At 71.7% G+C, this 13739-nt stretch carries 16 protein-coding genes; all 16 read right to left on the bottom strand.

The features are described 5' to 3' along the window. Positions 1-3 precede the first annotated feature (3 nt). The 16 genes from NBW76_RS09730 to NBW76_RS09655 all read right to left on the bottom strand — a co-directional run bounded on the left by NBW76_RS09730 (position 4) and on the right by NBW76_RS09655 (position 13739). Positions 4-459: a hypothetical protein gene (locus NBW76_RS09730; RefSeq protein WP_055970478.1), complete on the bottom strand. Its 456-nt coding sequence runs from the start codon at positions 457-459 to the stop codon at positions 4-6. 31 nt (positions 460-490) lie between these two features. Next, positions 491-1606 (bottom strand): protein translocase subunit SecF, encoded by a 1116-nt coding sequence (gene secF, locus NBW76_RS09725; RefSeq protein WP_055970480.1) that lies wholly within the window; start codon positions 1604-1606, stop codon positions 491-493. Next, positions 1606-3294 (bottom strand): protein translocase subunit SecD, encoded by a 1689-nt coding sequence (gene secD / locus NBW76_RS09720; protein ID WP_056555058.1) that lies wholly within the window; start codon positions 3292-3294, stop codon positions 1606-1608. The genes secF and secD overlap by 1 nt, the downstream gene beginning before the upstream one ends. After that, positions 3294-3587 (bottom strand): preprotein translocase subunit YajC, encoded by a 294-nt coding sequence (gene yajC, locus NBW76_RS09715; RefSeq protein WP_055970484.1) that lies wholly within the window; start codon positions 3585-3587, stop codon positions 3294-3296. Before yajC ends, secD begins: the two co-directional genes overlap by 1 nt. 135 nt (positions 3588-3722) lie before the next feature. Continuing rightward, on the bottom strand, positions 3723-4805 hold the full coding sequence (gene ruvB, locus NBW76_RS09710; RefSeq protein WP_055970593.1) for a Holliday junction branch migration DNA helicase RuvB: 1083 nt from the start codon (positions 4803-4805) through the stop codon (positions 3723-3725). 5 nt (positions 4806-4810) lie between these two features. After that, the gene (ruvA, locus tag NBW76_RS09705) at positions 4811-5404 is read right to left on the bottom strand and encodes a Holliday junction branch migration protein RuvA (protein ID WP_056555062.1); all 594 of its coding nucleotides are present in this window, start codon (positions 5402-5404) and stop codon (positions 4811-4813) included. After that, positions 5401-5937: a crossover junction endodeoxyribonuclease RuvC gene (locus NBW76_RS09700; protein WP_056555065.1), complete on the bottom strand. Its 537-nt coding sequence runs from the start codon at positions 5935-5937 to the stop codon at positions 5401-5403. The genes ruvA and NBW76_RS09700 overlap by 4 nt, the downstream gene beginning before the upstream one ends. A 95-nt stretch (positions 5938-6032) precedes the next feature. After that, positions 6033-6788, bottom strand: a complete 756-nt coding sequence (locus tag NBW76_RS09695) for a YebC/PmpR family DNA-binding transcriptional regulator (protein WP_055970490.1) — start codon at positions 6786-6788, stop codon at positions 6033-6035. A gap of 41 nt (positions 6789-6829) precedes the next feature. Further along, entirely contained in the window at positions 6830-7453 is a 624-nt protein-coding gene (pdxT, locus tag NBW76_RS09690) for a pyridoxal 5'-phosphate synthase glutaminase subunit PdxT (RefSeq protein WP_056555068.1), read from the bottom strand. A gap of 43 nt (positions 7454-7496) precedes the next feature. Further along, positions 7497-8519: a signal peptidase I gene (locus NBW76_RS09685; protein WP_162239222.1), complete on the bottom strand. Its 1023-nt coding sequence runs from the start codon at positions 8517-8519 to the stop codon at positions 7497-7499. A 17-nt stretch (positions 8520-8536) separates the two neighbouring features. Beyond that, on the bottom strand, positions 8537-9154 hold the full coding sequence (locus tag NBW76_RS09680) for a SipW-dependent-type signal peptide-containing protein (protein ID WP_082481954.1): 618 nt from the start codon (positions 9152-9154) through the stop codon (positions 8537-8539). Further along, entirely contained in the window at positions 9151-9858 is a 708-nt protein-coding gene (locus NBW76_RS09675; RefSeq protein WP_056555085.1) for an LPXTG cell wall anchor domain-containing protein, read from the bottom strand. Before NBW76_RS09675 ends, NBW76_RS09680 begins: the two co-directional genes overlap by 4 nt. Next, on the bottom strand, positions 9855-10409 hold the full coding sequence (locus NBW76_RS09670) for a signal peptidase I (RefSeq protein ID WP_056555089.1): 555 nt from the start codon (positions 10407-10409) through the stop codon (positions 9855-9857). The genes NBW76_RS09675 and NBW76_RS09670 overlap by 4 nt, the downstream gene beginning before the upstream one ends. A gap of 17 nt (positions 10410-10426) precedes the next feature. After that, complete coding sequence (locus tag NBW76_RS09665) at positions 10427-10990, bottom strand: alternate-type signal peptide domain-containing protein (protein WP_056555090.1); 564 nt, start codon at positions 10988-10990, stop codon at positions 10427-10429. A 160-nt stretch (positions 10991-11150) separates the two neighbouring features. Continuing rightward, positions 11151-12080, bottom strand: coding sequence for a pyridoxal 5'-phosphate synthase lyase subunit PdxS (gene pdxS, locus NBW76_RS09660; RefSeq protein WP_056555093.1), 930 nt, complete (start codon positions 12078-12080; stop codon positions 11151-11153). 9 nt (positions 12081-12089) lie between these two features. After that, positions 12090-13739 carry an FAD-dependent oxidoreductase gene (locus NBW76_RS09655; protein ID WP_056555094.1) on the bottom strand — a complete coding sequence of 550 codons (1650 nt, stop codon included), beginning with the start codon at positions 13737-13739 and terminating at the stop codon, positions 12090-12092.

Below are 13739 nucleotides of genomic sequence, written 5' to 3'. Positions count from 1 at the left end.
ACGTCAGGAGCCGTTGCCGCTCAGGTCGACGTCGCACTCGTCCTTGGCGTGCTTCTCGATGGCGTCGGAGGCCTTCGTGAACTTCTCGTCGCTCAGCTTCTGGAAGTCGGCGGCCAGGCCCTGGAGCTTGGCCATGTCGACGCCCTCGGGCAGCTCGCCCTGCTGGACCTTCGCGAGGTCCTCGAGCTTGATGCCCGCGTCGTCGAGGGACTTCTCGACCGACGTGATGCCGTCGTCGAGCACCTTCCAGTCGGACTCGACGTCGGAGGGGGCCTCGTCCGCGAGCTTGTGGAAGGTGGCGAAGGCCTTGTCGATCTGCCCGAGGTCGCTGCCCTCGAGGGAGTCGAACTCCTTCGTGGCGGACTTGAGGTCGGAGCAGTAGGCGCTGCTCCCGGATCCACAGGCGGTCAGGGTCGTGGCGGCGGCGAGCACGGCGCCGGCGAGAGCGAGCTTCTTCATGCGCGCAAGCATGTCATGGTCGCCTGAGAGCTCAGGACCGACCCGCCCGGCCCTGGCCGCTGCCACCGCGCTTGCGCGACGACCGCGGACCTCGCGTCGGCTGGCGACGACCTCCCGCTCCCGCCCCGGCCGCCACCGGCACCGCCTCGCCCGCGCTGGGCGTCGCGGCGTCCTTCTCGCGCCGGGCGAGCACGCGCCCGGTGTGGGCCGCGACCGCCGGGTCACGCTCGCGCAGCTGGACGGCGAGCGGTGTGGCGATGCAGATGGAGGAGTAGGTCCCCGCGGCCATGCCGATGAACAGCGCGAGGGCGAGGTCCTTCAGCGGCCCCTGCCCGAGCACGAACGTGCCGACGACGAGCAACGCCAGGACGGGCAGCAGCGCGGTGACGGACGTGTTCACCGAGCGCACGAGCGTCTGGTTGACGGCGAGGTTCGCCTGCTCGGCGTAGGTACGACGGGACGAGGCGAGCACGCCGTGCGTGTTCTCGCGCACCTTGTCGTACACGACCACGGTGTCGTACAACGAGTAGCCCAGGATCGTCAGGAAGCCGGTGACCGTGGCGGGCGTGACCTCGAAGCCGGACCAGGCGTACACGCCCGCGGTGATGAGCACGTCGTGGGCGAGCGCCACGAGCGCAGCGAGCGACATGCGCCAGTCGCGGAAGTAGGCGGCGATGAAGATGACGACGACCACCAGGAAGACGGCGAGGCCGGTGAGCGCCTTGGTGGCCACCTGCTTGCCCCACGAGGGCCCGATGAGGTTCTGGCTCACCTCCTGCGCGCCCGCGTCGGTCAGGGCCTTCTCGAGCACGGACGTCTCGTCCTGGCTGAGGGCACGGACGTCGATCCGGACGGTGTCCGAGCCGGAGGTCGTGACGATCGGGTCACCCGCGGCGGGGACGTTCGCGTCCTCGATCGCCTGGGCGAGGGCGTCGGCGGTGGCCGCGTCGGCCTTCTGCACCTTGGCGGTCAGCTCGACACCGCCCTTGAACTCGATGCCGAGGTTGAAGCCCTGCACGACGAAGCCGAGCGTGGAGGCGACGATGATGAGGACGGAGATCGAGTACCAGAGCCGACGACGTCCGACGAAGTCGACCGAGACCCGCCCGGTGTAGAGGTGCTGGCCGAAGCTGCTGATGCGTCCCATCAGGATCGTCCTCCCGTGGTGCTGCCGGGTGTCGGGGCTCGGTCCGGACGGCGGACCGGTCCGGTGCGGTCGACGGCCCGGTCCCCGATGCCGAGATGGGCCGCGTCGAAGCCGGAGAGCTTGTGGCCGCGACCGAAGAACGTGGTGCGCGCCAGGAGCGACATGAGCGGCTTGGTGAACAGGAACACCACGATCACGTCGATCACCGTGGTGAGACCCAGCGCGAAGGCGAACCCGCGCACGACGCCGATCGCGAAGATGAACAGGATCACCGCCGCCAGCAGCGAGACACCGTCCGCGGCCAGGATGGTGCGACGCGCGCGCTCCCAGCCGGACTCCACGGCCAGGCGCAGCGACTTGCCGTCGCGCACCTCGTCACGGATCCGTTCGAACAGGACGATGAACGAGTCCGCGGTGATGCCGATGGCCACGATGAGGCCCGCGATGCCGGGAAGGGTCAGCGTGAAGCCGAGCGACTTCCCGAGCAGCAGCACCATGGCGTAGGTGGACGCGCCGGCGACGAGCAGCGAGCCGATGGCCACGAGCCCGAGCGCGCGGTAGTAGAGCAGCAGGTACGCCATCACGAGCACGAGCCCGATGGCCCCGGCGACGATGCCGGCCTCCAGCTGGGAACCCGCGAGCGAGGGGCCCTCGACGGACACCCCGTTGACCTCGAAGGTGAGCGGCAGTGCCCCGTACTTCAGCTGGTTGGCCAGCGACTGCGACGTGGACTGCGTGAACCCGCCGGAGATCTGCGAGCTTCCGTTGGTGAAGTGGCCGTTGGTGGTCGGTGCGCTCAGCACCTCGCCGTCGAGCACGATCGCGAAGCGCGACGCGGCCTGGTTGCCGGCCTGCTCCTGCTGGTAGAGCGCGTCGGTGATGGCGTCGAAGGCCTCGGTCCCGGCCTTGCGCAGCTCGATCGCCACGACCCACTCGACGGAGCCCTGGGGCACCACGGCGTCCGCACTCTTGACCTGGGTGCCCTCGATGACGGTGGGGCTGAGGATCATCGTCTCGCCCGTGGACGGGTCGCACGAGACGATCGGCTCGTCCGGCACGTCGTCGACCGCGAGGTCGTCCTTCGTGCACCGGAACCCGGCCAGCTCGGTCTGCAGCGCCTCGGCGGCCGAGGCGTAGTCCTTCGGCAGCGAGTCCAGACCCTGGGTCTCCGCGGCGATGAGCTGGTCGAGCGAGAGCTTCGACCAGTCCGCCGCGCTCACGGTCTTGGCCGCCGCCGCGACCGCCTTCTGGTCCGGTGCCTGGGCCGCGCTCTGCCCCGACCCCCAGAGCAGACGGAAGCGCAGCTGGGCGGTGCGGCCCACCTCGTCGACGATGTTGCCCTTGCGCTGCCCCGGGATCTCGATGACGACCTGGTTGCCGCCCTGCGTGGAGACCTCGGCCTCGCTCACGCCCGTGGCGTTGACCCGCTGGTCGATGATGTCCCGAGCCTCCTGCAGCTTGGCCTGCGTGACGTCACCGGAGGACGCCTCGGCCTGCAGGGTGATCCGGGTGCCGCCCTGCAGGTCGAGCCCGAGCCTGGGCTTCCAGACCCCGCCGCCGTCCTTGAGGTCGAGCCCTGCCAGCAGTCCGAACAGGGCGAGCAGGAGGGCGAGGAACAGCAGCAGCGTGCGTCGCGGACGCGGGATGCCGGCAGTGCTCCTGCCGGGACGGGGCGCGGGTCTGGCCATCAGTCGGTCGGGCTCTCCGGTTCGGTGGTCGGGCTCGGGTCGACGACCTTCGCGACGGCCTGGCGGTTGACGGTGATCACCGTGTTCGGGGCGATGCGCAGCTCGGCCTCGGTGTCGCCCAGCGACACGAGCTCGCCGAAGATGCCGCTGGCGAGCATGACCCGGCGGCCCGGCTCGAGCGCGGTCTGGGTGGCGAGGTAGTCCTTCTGGCGAGCCCGCGCGGGGCGCATGACCAGGAGGTAGAAGATGACCAGCAGGAGGACGAGCGGGATGAAGCTGTAGACATCGGACACGAGATTGCTCCGTCGAAGGGAATGACGTCCGCACAGCGGACCTGGCACGGGGCCAGGGAGTAGTTTAGACATGCAACCAAGCCCGGCGGCCCTGTCCATGCTTCCACGGACGGCGCCCGGGTCGAGCAGGTGCCTCTAGACCGGGTCCGCGGCGTCGTCGAGCGGCAGCTGGTCGGTCCCGGCGGGCGCCGCCAGACCGAGGTGCCGCCAGGCAGCGGGCGTCGCGATGCGCCCGCGAGGCGTCCGCGCGAGGAAGCCCAGGCGCACGAGGAAGGGCTCGGCGAGCTCCTCGACGGTCTCGCGCTCCTCACCGACGGCGACCGCGAGCGTGCTGATGCCGACCGGTCCCCCGCCGAAGCTGGCGCACAGCGCCTGGAGCACCGCCCGGTCCAGACGGTCCAGACCGAGGTCGTCGACCTCGTACAGGGCGAGCGCGCTGCGGGCCTCGCCGTGCCCCACGGTGCCGTCACCGCGCACCTGGGCGTAGTCACGCACCCGCCTCAGCAGGCGGTTGGCGATGCGCGGGGTCCCACGCGAGCGGGACGCGATCTCGTGGGAGCCGTCGTCGGAGATCGTCAGGTCGAGCAGTCGCGCGGACCTCTCGACGATGCGCTTGAGCTCGGCCGACTCGTAGTAGTCCAGCTGGGCGGTGAAGCCGAACCGGTCGCGCAGGGGTCCGGGCAGCAGACCGGCCCGGGTGGTGGCCCCGACGACGGTGAAGGGCGGGATCTCCAGGGGGATGGCCGTGGCACCCGGGCCCTTGCCGACGATGACGTCGACCCGGAAGTCCTCCATGGCCATGTAGAGGAGCTCCTCGGCCGGGCGCGACATGCGGTGGATCTCGTCGATGAACAGGACGTCGCCCTCGTCGACGCCTGAGAGGATCGCCGCGAGGTCGCCGGCGTGCTGGATCGCGGGCCCGCTGGTGAGCCGCAGGTGGGCGCCGAGCTGGTGGGCGATGATCATGGCGATCGTGGTCTTGCCCAGGCCGGGCGGGCCCGACAGCAGCACGTGGTCGGGGGTCCGCCCCCTCCCCTGGGCCGCCTCGAGCACGAGGGACAGCTGCTCGCGCACGCGCTCCTGGCCGACGAGCTCCTCGAGCGTGCGAGGACGCAGCGCCGCGTCGAACGCCCGGTCGTCGGGCGTGGCCTCGGCGAGGACCGCGTCGAGCCCGTCGACGTCGTAGGCGGATGCCTCGGGGTAGGAGTCGTCGTGCACGCCGCTCACGCCTTGGACAACGATCGGAGGGCGAGCCGCAGCAGCTGGCCGACGTCGGGCGAGTCGCCTGCGGCGTCGGAGACGGACTCGATGGCCTTCTCGGCGTCGCGGGTGGACCACCCGAGACCCTCGAGGGCCTGCAGGACCTGGGCACGCCAGGGCGCGGCGGAGGTTCCCGGCGCGGCGGACGTGGGGAGCACGGGACCGACCCGGTCCTTGAGCTCCACCACGATGCGTTCGGCGCCCTTGCGACCGATGCCCGGGACGGAGGTGAGCGCGGCGTGGTCGGACTCGGCGATGGCGCGTCGCAAGCGGTCCGGCGGGAGGACGGCGAGCATGGCCTGGGCCACCTTGGGACCGATCCCGCTGGCCGTCTGCACGAGCACGAACATGTCGCGCTCCTCGGTGTCGGCGAAGCCGTAGAGGGTGAGCGAGTCCTCGCGCACCACGAGCGACGTGGCCAGCTGCGCCTGCTCCCCGAGCCGCAGCCGCGCGATCGTGCCCGGCGTGCAGTAGACGTGGTGGCCGAGACCGCCGACGTCGATGACCGCGGAGTCGAGCGAGAGGGCGGCGACCTCGCCGCGCACGTGGGCGATCATCGGACGGACTCCTTCAGCTGGGCCTGCGCCTGCTGCAGGCGGTTCTGCGCTCCCCCGCGCCAGATCTGGCAGATGGCCAGGGCCAGCGCGTCGGTGGCGTCGACCGGCTTCGGGGCCTCGGCGAGCCGGAGCAGCCGGACCACCATGGCGGCCACCTGGGCCTTGTCGGCCCGACCGCTGCCGGTGACGGCGGCCTTGACCTCGCTGGGCGTGTGCAGGCGGACGTCGATGCCGTGCCGCGCGGCGACCAGCATGGCCACGCCGCTGGCCTGCGCGGTGCCCATGACGGTGCGCACGTTGTTCTGGCTGAACACCCGCTCGACCGCGACGACCGTCGGACGGTGCAGCCGGACCGCCTCCTCGAGCCCCTGCTCGAGCCGGTGCAGGCGCTTGGCCGTGTCGAGGTCGGCAGGGGTGCGCAGCACGTCGACGTGGACGAGGTGCAGCGGTCGACCGACCGAGCCCTCGACGACGCCGAGGCCGAGGCGGGTGAGCCCGGGATCGACCGCGAGCACACGCGTGGGAGAACGCATGTTCGAACGATAACCCGCTCCCCCGACGCCCCACCGGACGCCACGCCGACCGACGCACCTCCCGCCGGCACCGACGTCCGATGCTCCTGGCGGACCTACTCCTCGTCGAGCGCGGCGAGCACCTCGTCGCTCATGTCGACGTTGGAGTAGACGTTCTGGACGTCGTCGAGGTCCTCGAGCGCGTCGACCAGCTTGATGACCTTCTTGGCGCCCTCGACGTCGACCGGCACCTCGACCGACGGGACGAAGGAGGCCTCCGCGGAGTCGTAGTCCAGACCGGCGTCCTGCAGCGCGGTGCGGACCGCGACCAGGTCGGACGCCTCGCTGATCACCTCGAACGCCTCGCCGTGGTCCTTGACCTCCTCGGCACCCGCGTCGAGCACCGCCAGGAGGATGTCGTCCTCGCCGGCGTCCTGGGCCGGCACCTGCACGACGCCCTTGCGGTGGAACATGTACGCCACCGAGCCCGGGTCGGCGAGGTTGCCACCGTTGCGGCTGACCGCCGTGCGGACCTCCATGGCGGCCCGGTTCTTGTTGTCGGTGAGGCACTCCACCAGGAGGGCGACGCCGCTCGGGCCGTACACCTCGTACGTGATCGTCGTGTAGTCGACGGCGTCCTCGCCGATGCCGCCGCCGCGCTTGACCGCACGGTCGATGTTGTCGTTGGGGACCGACGACTTCTTGGCCTTCTGGATCGCGTCGTAGAGCGTCGGGTTGCCGTCGGGGTCGGGCCCGCCCTGACGTGCCGCCACCTCGATGTTCTTGATCAGCTTGGCGAACATCTTGCCGCGCTTGGCGTCGATCGCGGCCTTCTTGTGCTTGGTCGTCGCCCACTTGGAGTGGCCTGACATCCCCTGCCCCTTTCCGCGCCACCCCGGCGGGTGGCGGATCCCTACGTCGTCACGAGGTCCAGGAACAGGCGGTGCAGGCGCAGGTCGTCTCCCACCTCGGGGTGGAACGACGTCGCCAGCACCGAACCCTGCCGGACCGCCACGATCCTATCGGCAGCACGGTCCGTCGCGCCCGCCGCGGCACCCGGGCCGACCGGGACCGCGGCCAGCACCTCCACGCCCGGGCCCGCCTCCTCCACCCAGGGGGCGCGGATGAACACCGCGTGGACGGGGTCGTCGAAGGTCGTGAAGTCGACGTCGGCCTCGAAGGAGTCGACCTGCCGACCGAAGGCGTTGCGCCGCACCGTGACGTCGAGCCCGCCGAAGGTGGCCTGTCCCTCGGCACCGTCGACGAGCCGGTCGGCCAGCATGATCATCCCGGCGCACGTGCCGAACGTGGGCAGCCCGTCCGCGATCCGACGCCGGAACGCCTCGGCCACGCCGAAGACGTCGGCCAGCTTGATCATCGTGGTGGACTCCCCGCCGGGGATCACCAATCCGTCGACGCGGTCGAGCTCCTCCTCGCGACGCACCGTGACGGCCCGGACGCCCAGCGCCTCGAGGGCCTGCACGTGCTCGCGGACGTCGCCCTGCAGGGCGAAGACGCCGATGGTCGGTGAGATCACCGGGACAGCGTAGTGAGGTGGTCCGCCACGCCTGCGTGGCGCCTCAGGCGTGCCCGCACCGGAAGGCCGCCCCGATGATGAGGACGCTGGCGCGACGCACCGGTGTCGTGGTCGAGGTCGCGGCGACCCAGGTGGGTGAGGACGTGAGCCTGGCCGTCACGACGAGGTCGTAGTTCGTGTTCGTGCCGATGAGCCCGGTGCCGAGATCCACCTGGACGGTCGTCCCGGCGGCCTGGCCCGTCCCGGCCGTCCCCGAGGCGACCGCGGTGCCGTTGTCGGTGCGCCGGAGCACCCAGGCGTACTCGTGGTCCGCGGCGACCTGGCTCCAGGTCACACGCGCGATGTTGCCCAGGACCAGCACCCCGTCGACGTTGGTGCAGACCGGCTGGGCCTGGGAGACGATCGTGCGGGCGGACGAGGTGGCCGTCAGCGTGCCGTCGTCGGTGAACGACGCGTCGGTCGGCACCGCCCTCGAGGACGACGGCGCCGCCAGGGCGAGAGCGACCAGCACGGCGGCACCGCGGCCCGCGTACGGTACCGATCGACGCGCGCGGTTCGGGCGTGCACGCCGGTGCTCCCCCGCACGGGAGACCTCGGGACCACCACCACGACGCCAGGGCACCAGGAGCACGAGGCACAGGCCCAGGCCGGCGCCGGCGGCGAAGCGCCCGGCCGGCGTCCCGACCGCCGCGACGACGTGGCCCGCGGCCGGCACGGAGGTCACGACGCGCTCCACCTGCTCGACGTTGTAGGCCTCGGCGTCCGGACGGGCGTTCGCGTCACCCTTCAACGAGAGCACGACCGAGCCGGCGTCGACCGGGTCGACGTCGACCACGCGGTGGGTGACGCGCCGACCGGCGGCGTTGACCACGCTCACGACGTCTCCGACCGCGACCGCTCGCGCCGGGGTCGACTCGGCGAGGGCGAGGTCGCCTGCAGCGATCTGCGGGGCCATCGACCCCGAGGTGAAGACGAGGGGCGTGAGCCCGAGCACGTGGGTCGCTGCCGCCCACAGCACGCAGAGACCGCCCAGGCAGGCCCCCACCCAGAGGACCGTCTGACGCACGCGTTCCAGCACGGTGATCAGCTCAGCTGCGTCGCGTCGAACACGAAGGAGGCGGTGGCGGACAGACCCTGAGCCGCGTTGGCGGTGCCGCTGGGGAGCTCCACACGGATGCAGACGTTCTCGCTCATGGTGGCGCCGGAGAGGGTCCGAGCCGACGCGATGACGTCGCTGGACGACCCAGACAGCGTCACGTTCGTGACGAGGGCGGTCCCGCCGCACGTGTTGGTCCTCAGTCCGGAGCTGCTGGCCGTGCCCGCCGACCCGGCGGTGACGGTCCACCGCAGGTAGGGGGCGAGCGCTCCCGCCGCGGTCGCCCTCGCCGTGTAGGTGAAGCCGCCGGTGCTCGCGGCACGCTGGACCGGGACCGTCACGGCGATGCTCTCGCCCGGGACCATGCCCGTCAGACCGAGCGTGGGCGTCGTCGTGGTGCCCCCTTGGCCCGGGAGGTTCCCGGCGATCAGGAGGTCGAGCGAACCCGCCTGGATGGTGCCGACGTCGAGCGCGGCGTCGTCGGTCCAGGACGCCATGGTGTTGAGCGAGCCGAGTCCCAGCACGAGCCCCGCCGAGAGAAGGACCCGGACCCATCCTCGACGCTCTCGCGCCCTGCCGCGCCGCGGTCCTGCATGCCGGCTCATCGCCCGACCCCCTCGTGACCGCGCCGGCGAACCACCAGTGAGGTCCCACCGAGCACGAGGGCGGCGCCGAGCAGCAGGATCCACCCCTCGGTCGTCGTGCCCGTGCCGGGGAGGGCTCCGGCGGCCTCCTCGCCCTCGGGCGGGTCGAGATCGGCGTCGACGCCCGATCCGTCGAGATCGGCATCGGCCCCGCCGTCCGCGTCGGCGTCACTTTCCCCGTCGGTACCGGCGGCGTCGGCCAGCCGCACACGGAGGTCGAGCGCCAGGCGCCGGACCTGGGACCGGTTGGTCGACGTCGGGTCGAACGTCGCGTTCACGTCGACCTGCACGACCCCGTCCTGCTCGATCTCCCGCTCGGTGAGGCGGGCGGAGGCGACGCCGTTGCGCAGCTCCACCCACGCCCCGCCGTCCGCCCGCGCCCGCAGGTCGATGTCGTCGTCGGCGAGCAGGTCGTCCTCGTCCGCGCTGCGGGCCTCGATGGTCAGGGAGGCACCGCTCGGACCCTCGTTGCGGACGTAGAAGCTCTCCGTCCGCGAGTCACCCGGAACCCACCGCACGTCAGGATCGAAGAGAGGCGCGTCCAGACCGGACGACCACGTCACCCCGTCGTCGCTGAGCCCGATCTCGTCGGCCGCGTACGCCACCGAGGCCCCGAGGAGGGTCGTCGTCGCGAGGCCGGCGAGCAGGAGTCGGGCGCGCCTCACCGGGACTGCTCCTTCGCGGCGCTGCGGCGTCCGGGGGCGCTGCGGGCGACGAGACCGGCCACGACCATCCATCCGGAGTAGAGCAGGAGACCGGCTGCCACGGCGTGGACCGCCGTCCGTCGCTGCACCGGGTCGAGAGCGGTGCTGAGGCGTCCGAGGTGCGGGACCGCGTACCAGACCCGACCACGCACCTGCTCCTGGCGGACCGGACGTGCGTCGGAGACCTGGTTGGCGTCGCCACGTGTCGTGAGCACCGCCGTCCCGTCGGTCCTCACCCCCGAGCCCACCACCCTGTGGGTCACCACCGTGGGCTCCCCCGACCGCAGCTGGTAGGTGATGGTGTCCCCGACGGAGATGTCGTCCATCTCGACCGGCCGGACCACCACGAGCGTCCCGGGCGGCAGCGCGGGGCGCATGGAGCCGGTGAGCACGGTGTACGGCGTGGCGCCGACCAGTCGTGGCACGACGACCGCCGCGCCCAGGGACTCACCGACGGCGAGGATCACCGTCCAGGCCACGGCCTGGACGGCGATCCGACACCAGAGGCGCACGGGGACACCGCCGACGATCAGTTCGGGTCGTTCTGCTCGACCGAGACCGTGATGGAGTCCAGCGTCGCCGTCACGCCCTGGGTGTCGTTGATGTTCACCGGATCGGGATCGTCCTCCGCCGTGCCGTAGGGGAACGTGACGCTGATCGTCGCGGTGATCACACCGTCGTTCGCGTCGGTGATCGTGGCGGGCAGAGGATTGCCGCCGGCGTCGGCGTACGTGGCCGCGACCGTCGCGTCGAAACTCGGGGCGGCGGGGGCCACGGAGGTGAACGTGGCGGTGCCCGGCACGACGAGGTCGGCACTCAGGTTGTCGCCCGTGGCGACGACCTCGAACTCGCACTCCTTGGAGATCACGTCGCCGGGGACGACGAGGTTCACGGGCTCGCCCACGCTCGCGCTGCCGACGGCGTAGACCCAGTCGGCGTCGCAGGACTCGTTCAGCAGCTTGAGCTCACCGGAGGTGACGGTCCCGCCGGGAAGGTCGACGGCATCGCTCCAGTACGCCAGCGTCCCGGCGCCACCGAGCAGGAGGACGGCAGCCGCACCTGCGGCCAGCGCACCCTTGGTCGAGTTCTTCATCGCGTGCTCCCATGTCTCGAGGCGCGGCGCTCCCTACGCCGGCACGAGGGACGAGCCCTCACCTCGAGCATGGGACGTGAGATCTGCGTCACATGGGCATTCGTGAAAAGTAGGAGACAAATCCCAAAGACAGGGGCGGCACACCCGCCACCGGGTGCGGCTACCAGCCGCGCTCGGCGAGGCGGTGCGGCTCGGGGATGTCGTCGACGTTGATGCCGACCATGGCCTCACCCAGGCCGCGCGACACCTTGGCGACGACGTCGGGATCGTCGTAGAACGTGGTGGCCTTGACGATCGCCTCGGCACGCTGGGCCGGGTTGCCGGACTTGAAGATGCCCGAGCCCACGAACACGCCCTCCGAGCCCAGCTGCATGACGAGCGCGGCGTCGGCCGGGGTCGCGATGCCGCCGGCGGTGAAGAGGGTGACGGGCAGCTTGCCCAGCTCCGCGACCTCCTTGACCAGCTCGTACGGCGCCTGGAGCTCCTTGGCGGCCACGAACAGCTCGTCCTCGCGCAGCGACTGCAGGCGACGGATCTCGCCGGTGATCGTGCGGATGTGCGTGACGGCGTTCGACACGTCGCCCGTGCCCGCCTCGCCCTTGGAGCGGATGAAGGCCGCACCCTCGGTGAGCCGACGCAGCGCCTCGCCCAGGTTGGTCGCACCGCACACGAACGGGACGTTGAAGGCCCACTTGTCGATGTGGTTGGCGTAGTCCGACGGCGTGAGAACCTCGGACTCGTCGATGTAGTCGACACCCAGGCTCTGCAGCACCTGCGCCTCGGCGAAGTGCCCGATGCGGGCCTTGGCCATGACCGGGATCGAGACCGCCGAGACGATGCCGTCGATCAGGTCCGGGTCGCTCATGCGCGCCACGCCGCCCTGGGCCCGGATGTCGGCCGGGACGCGCTCGAGGGCCATGACGGCCACGGCGCCGGCGTCCTCGGCGATGCGCGCCTGCTCGGCGTCGACGACGTCCATGATGACGCCGCCCTTCAGCATCTCGGCCATGCCGCGCTTGACGCGCGCGGTACCGGTCGACTGGGGGCTGGTGCCGTCGGGGGACGTGGAGGGGGTCTGCTCGTTGCTCACCCCTCGAGTCTATCGGCCGCCTCTGGCGGCCTCGACGACGTCCACCATCCGGCGCCGGTCCACCACCTTGCGACGTGGACGTCCTGCCCTGCGCCCCGCCTCGCGCTCGTGCGCGTCGAGCAGCAGCCAGCCCTCGCGGTCGAGGACACCGGCCGTCGCCCGCAACGGCTCCGGCCGGTCGACGGCCTCGATCCGTCCCTGCGCCACGTCGGAGAGCAGGTGGTTGACGGTCTCGAGCGAGCACGACTTGTTGGTGCCGATGAAGCCGGACGGACCGCGCTTGACCCAGCCCACGACGTAGGTGCGCGGAAGCACGTCACCGCCCGGCACGTCGAGCACGCGTCCGCCGACGTTCGGGATGCGATGGGTCACCGGGTCGAACGGCACCCCCGGGACCGGAGCGGACCGGTACCCCACGGAGCGGAGCACCGCCCGAGTGGGGATCACGTCGTGGTCGCCGGTCGGCACCGCTGCGACCACGCCGTCGGGTCCCGTCACGAGACTCGTGCGCGTGACCTCGAGCCCGGTGACGGACCCGTCCCCCAGCACCGCCACCGGTGCGACGAGGAAGCGCAGGACGACGTGCCGTCGAGCCGGGTCGGCCTCGGCGACCGTCCCCTCCCGCAGGAGGCGGCTCTTGACGTCGTCCCCGTCCAGCAGCTCGCGCTGCGGCACGACGACGTCGAGGTCGGGGTGGTGCAGCAGCCCGACGAGCTCGGGGACGGTGAAGGCCGCCTGGGCCGGACCACGTCGCGCCAGCACCTCCACCACCCTCACCCTGCTGACGCGCAGGGCGTCGAGGGCGTGGTCGGCGATGTCGGTGCTCGCGAGCGACTCCGGATCGCTCAGCAGCACCCGCGAGACGTCGAGCGCCACGTTGCCGTTGCCGACCACCACGATGCGGTCCCCCGACAGGTCCAGCGGTGCCTCCACGTGGTCGGGGTGTCCGTTGTACCAGGCCACCACGTCCGTGGCGGTCGCGTTGCCGGGCAGGTCCTCCCCCGGCACGTCGAGCCGCCGGTCCACGGCCGCGCCCGTCGCGTAGACCACGGCGTCATGGGTGGCGAGCAGCTGGTCGTGCGTGACGTCGGTCCCGACCTCGACCCCGAGCTCGTACGCGAAGCCGGGGTGGGACTCGATCTTCTCGAACAGTCGCCCGATGTCCTTCGTGTGCTGGTGGTCGGGTGCGACGCCGGCCCGGACGAGTCCGTGCGGGGTCGGCAGCCGGTCGAGGACACGGACCCGCACCTGACGCTGCTTGAGCAGCTCGTCGGCCGCGTACAGCGCGGCCGGACCGGCACCGACGACGGCCACGCTCAAGCGTCGCGACCCGTCGATGCGCACGACCGGCGGAACCGGCGCCTGCGCCGGGCGGGTCGGCGACTCGAGCCCGTTGCCGACGTCGGAGTCGGCGTGGAAGAGCGCGTTCAGCTCGACGAACACCCGCTCGTCGGCCGTGAGCCGCGACTCCGGCTTGATCGCCCCCACCGGGCATGCCTTCACGCAGGCTCCGCAGTCGACGCAGGCCTGAGGATCGATGTAGACCATCTCGGCCGTGGCGAAGTCCGGCTCGTCGGGCGTGGGGTGGATGCAGTTGACGGGGCACGCGAAGGCGCAGGCCGCGTCACCGCAGCACGGCTGCGTGACGACGTGGGTCAC

Source organism: Aeromicrobium sp. Leaf245 (assembly GCF_942548115.1).
Classification (GTDB): domain Bacteria; phylum Actinomycetota; class Actinomycetes; order Propionibacteriales; family Nocardioidaceae; genus Aeromicrobium.
The sequence above is the reverse complement of the archived record's forward strand: the minus strand, read 5'-3'. Positions and strand labels throughout refer to the sequence as shown.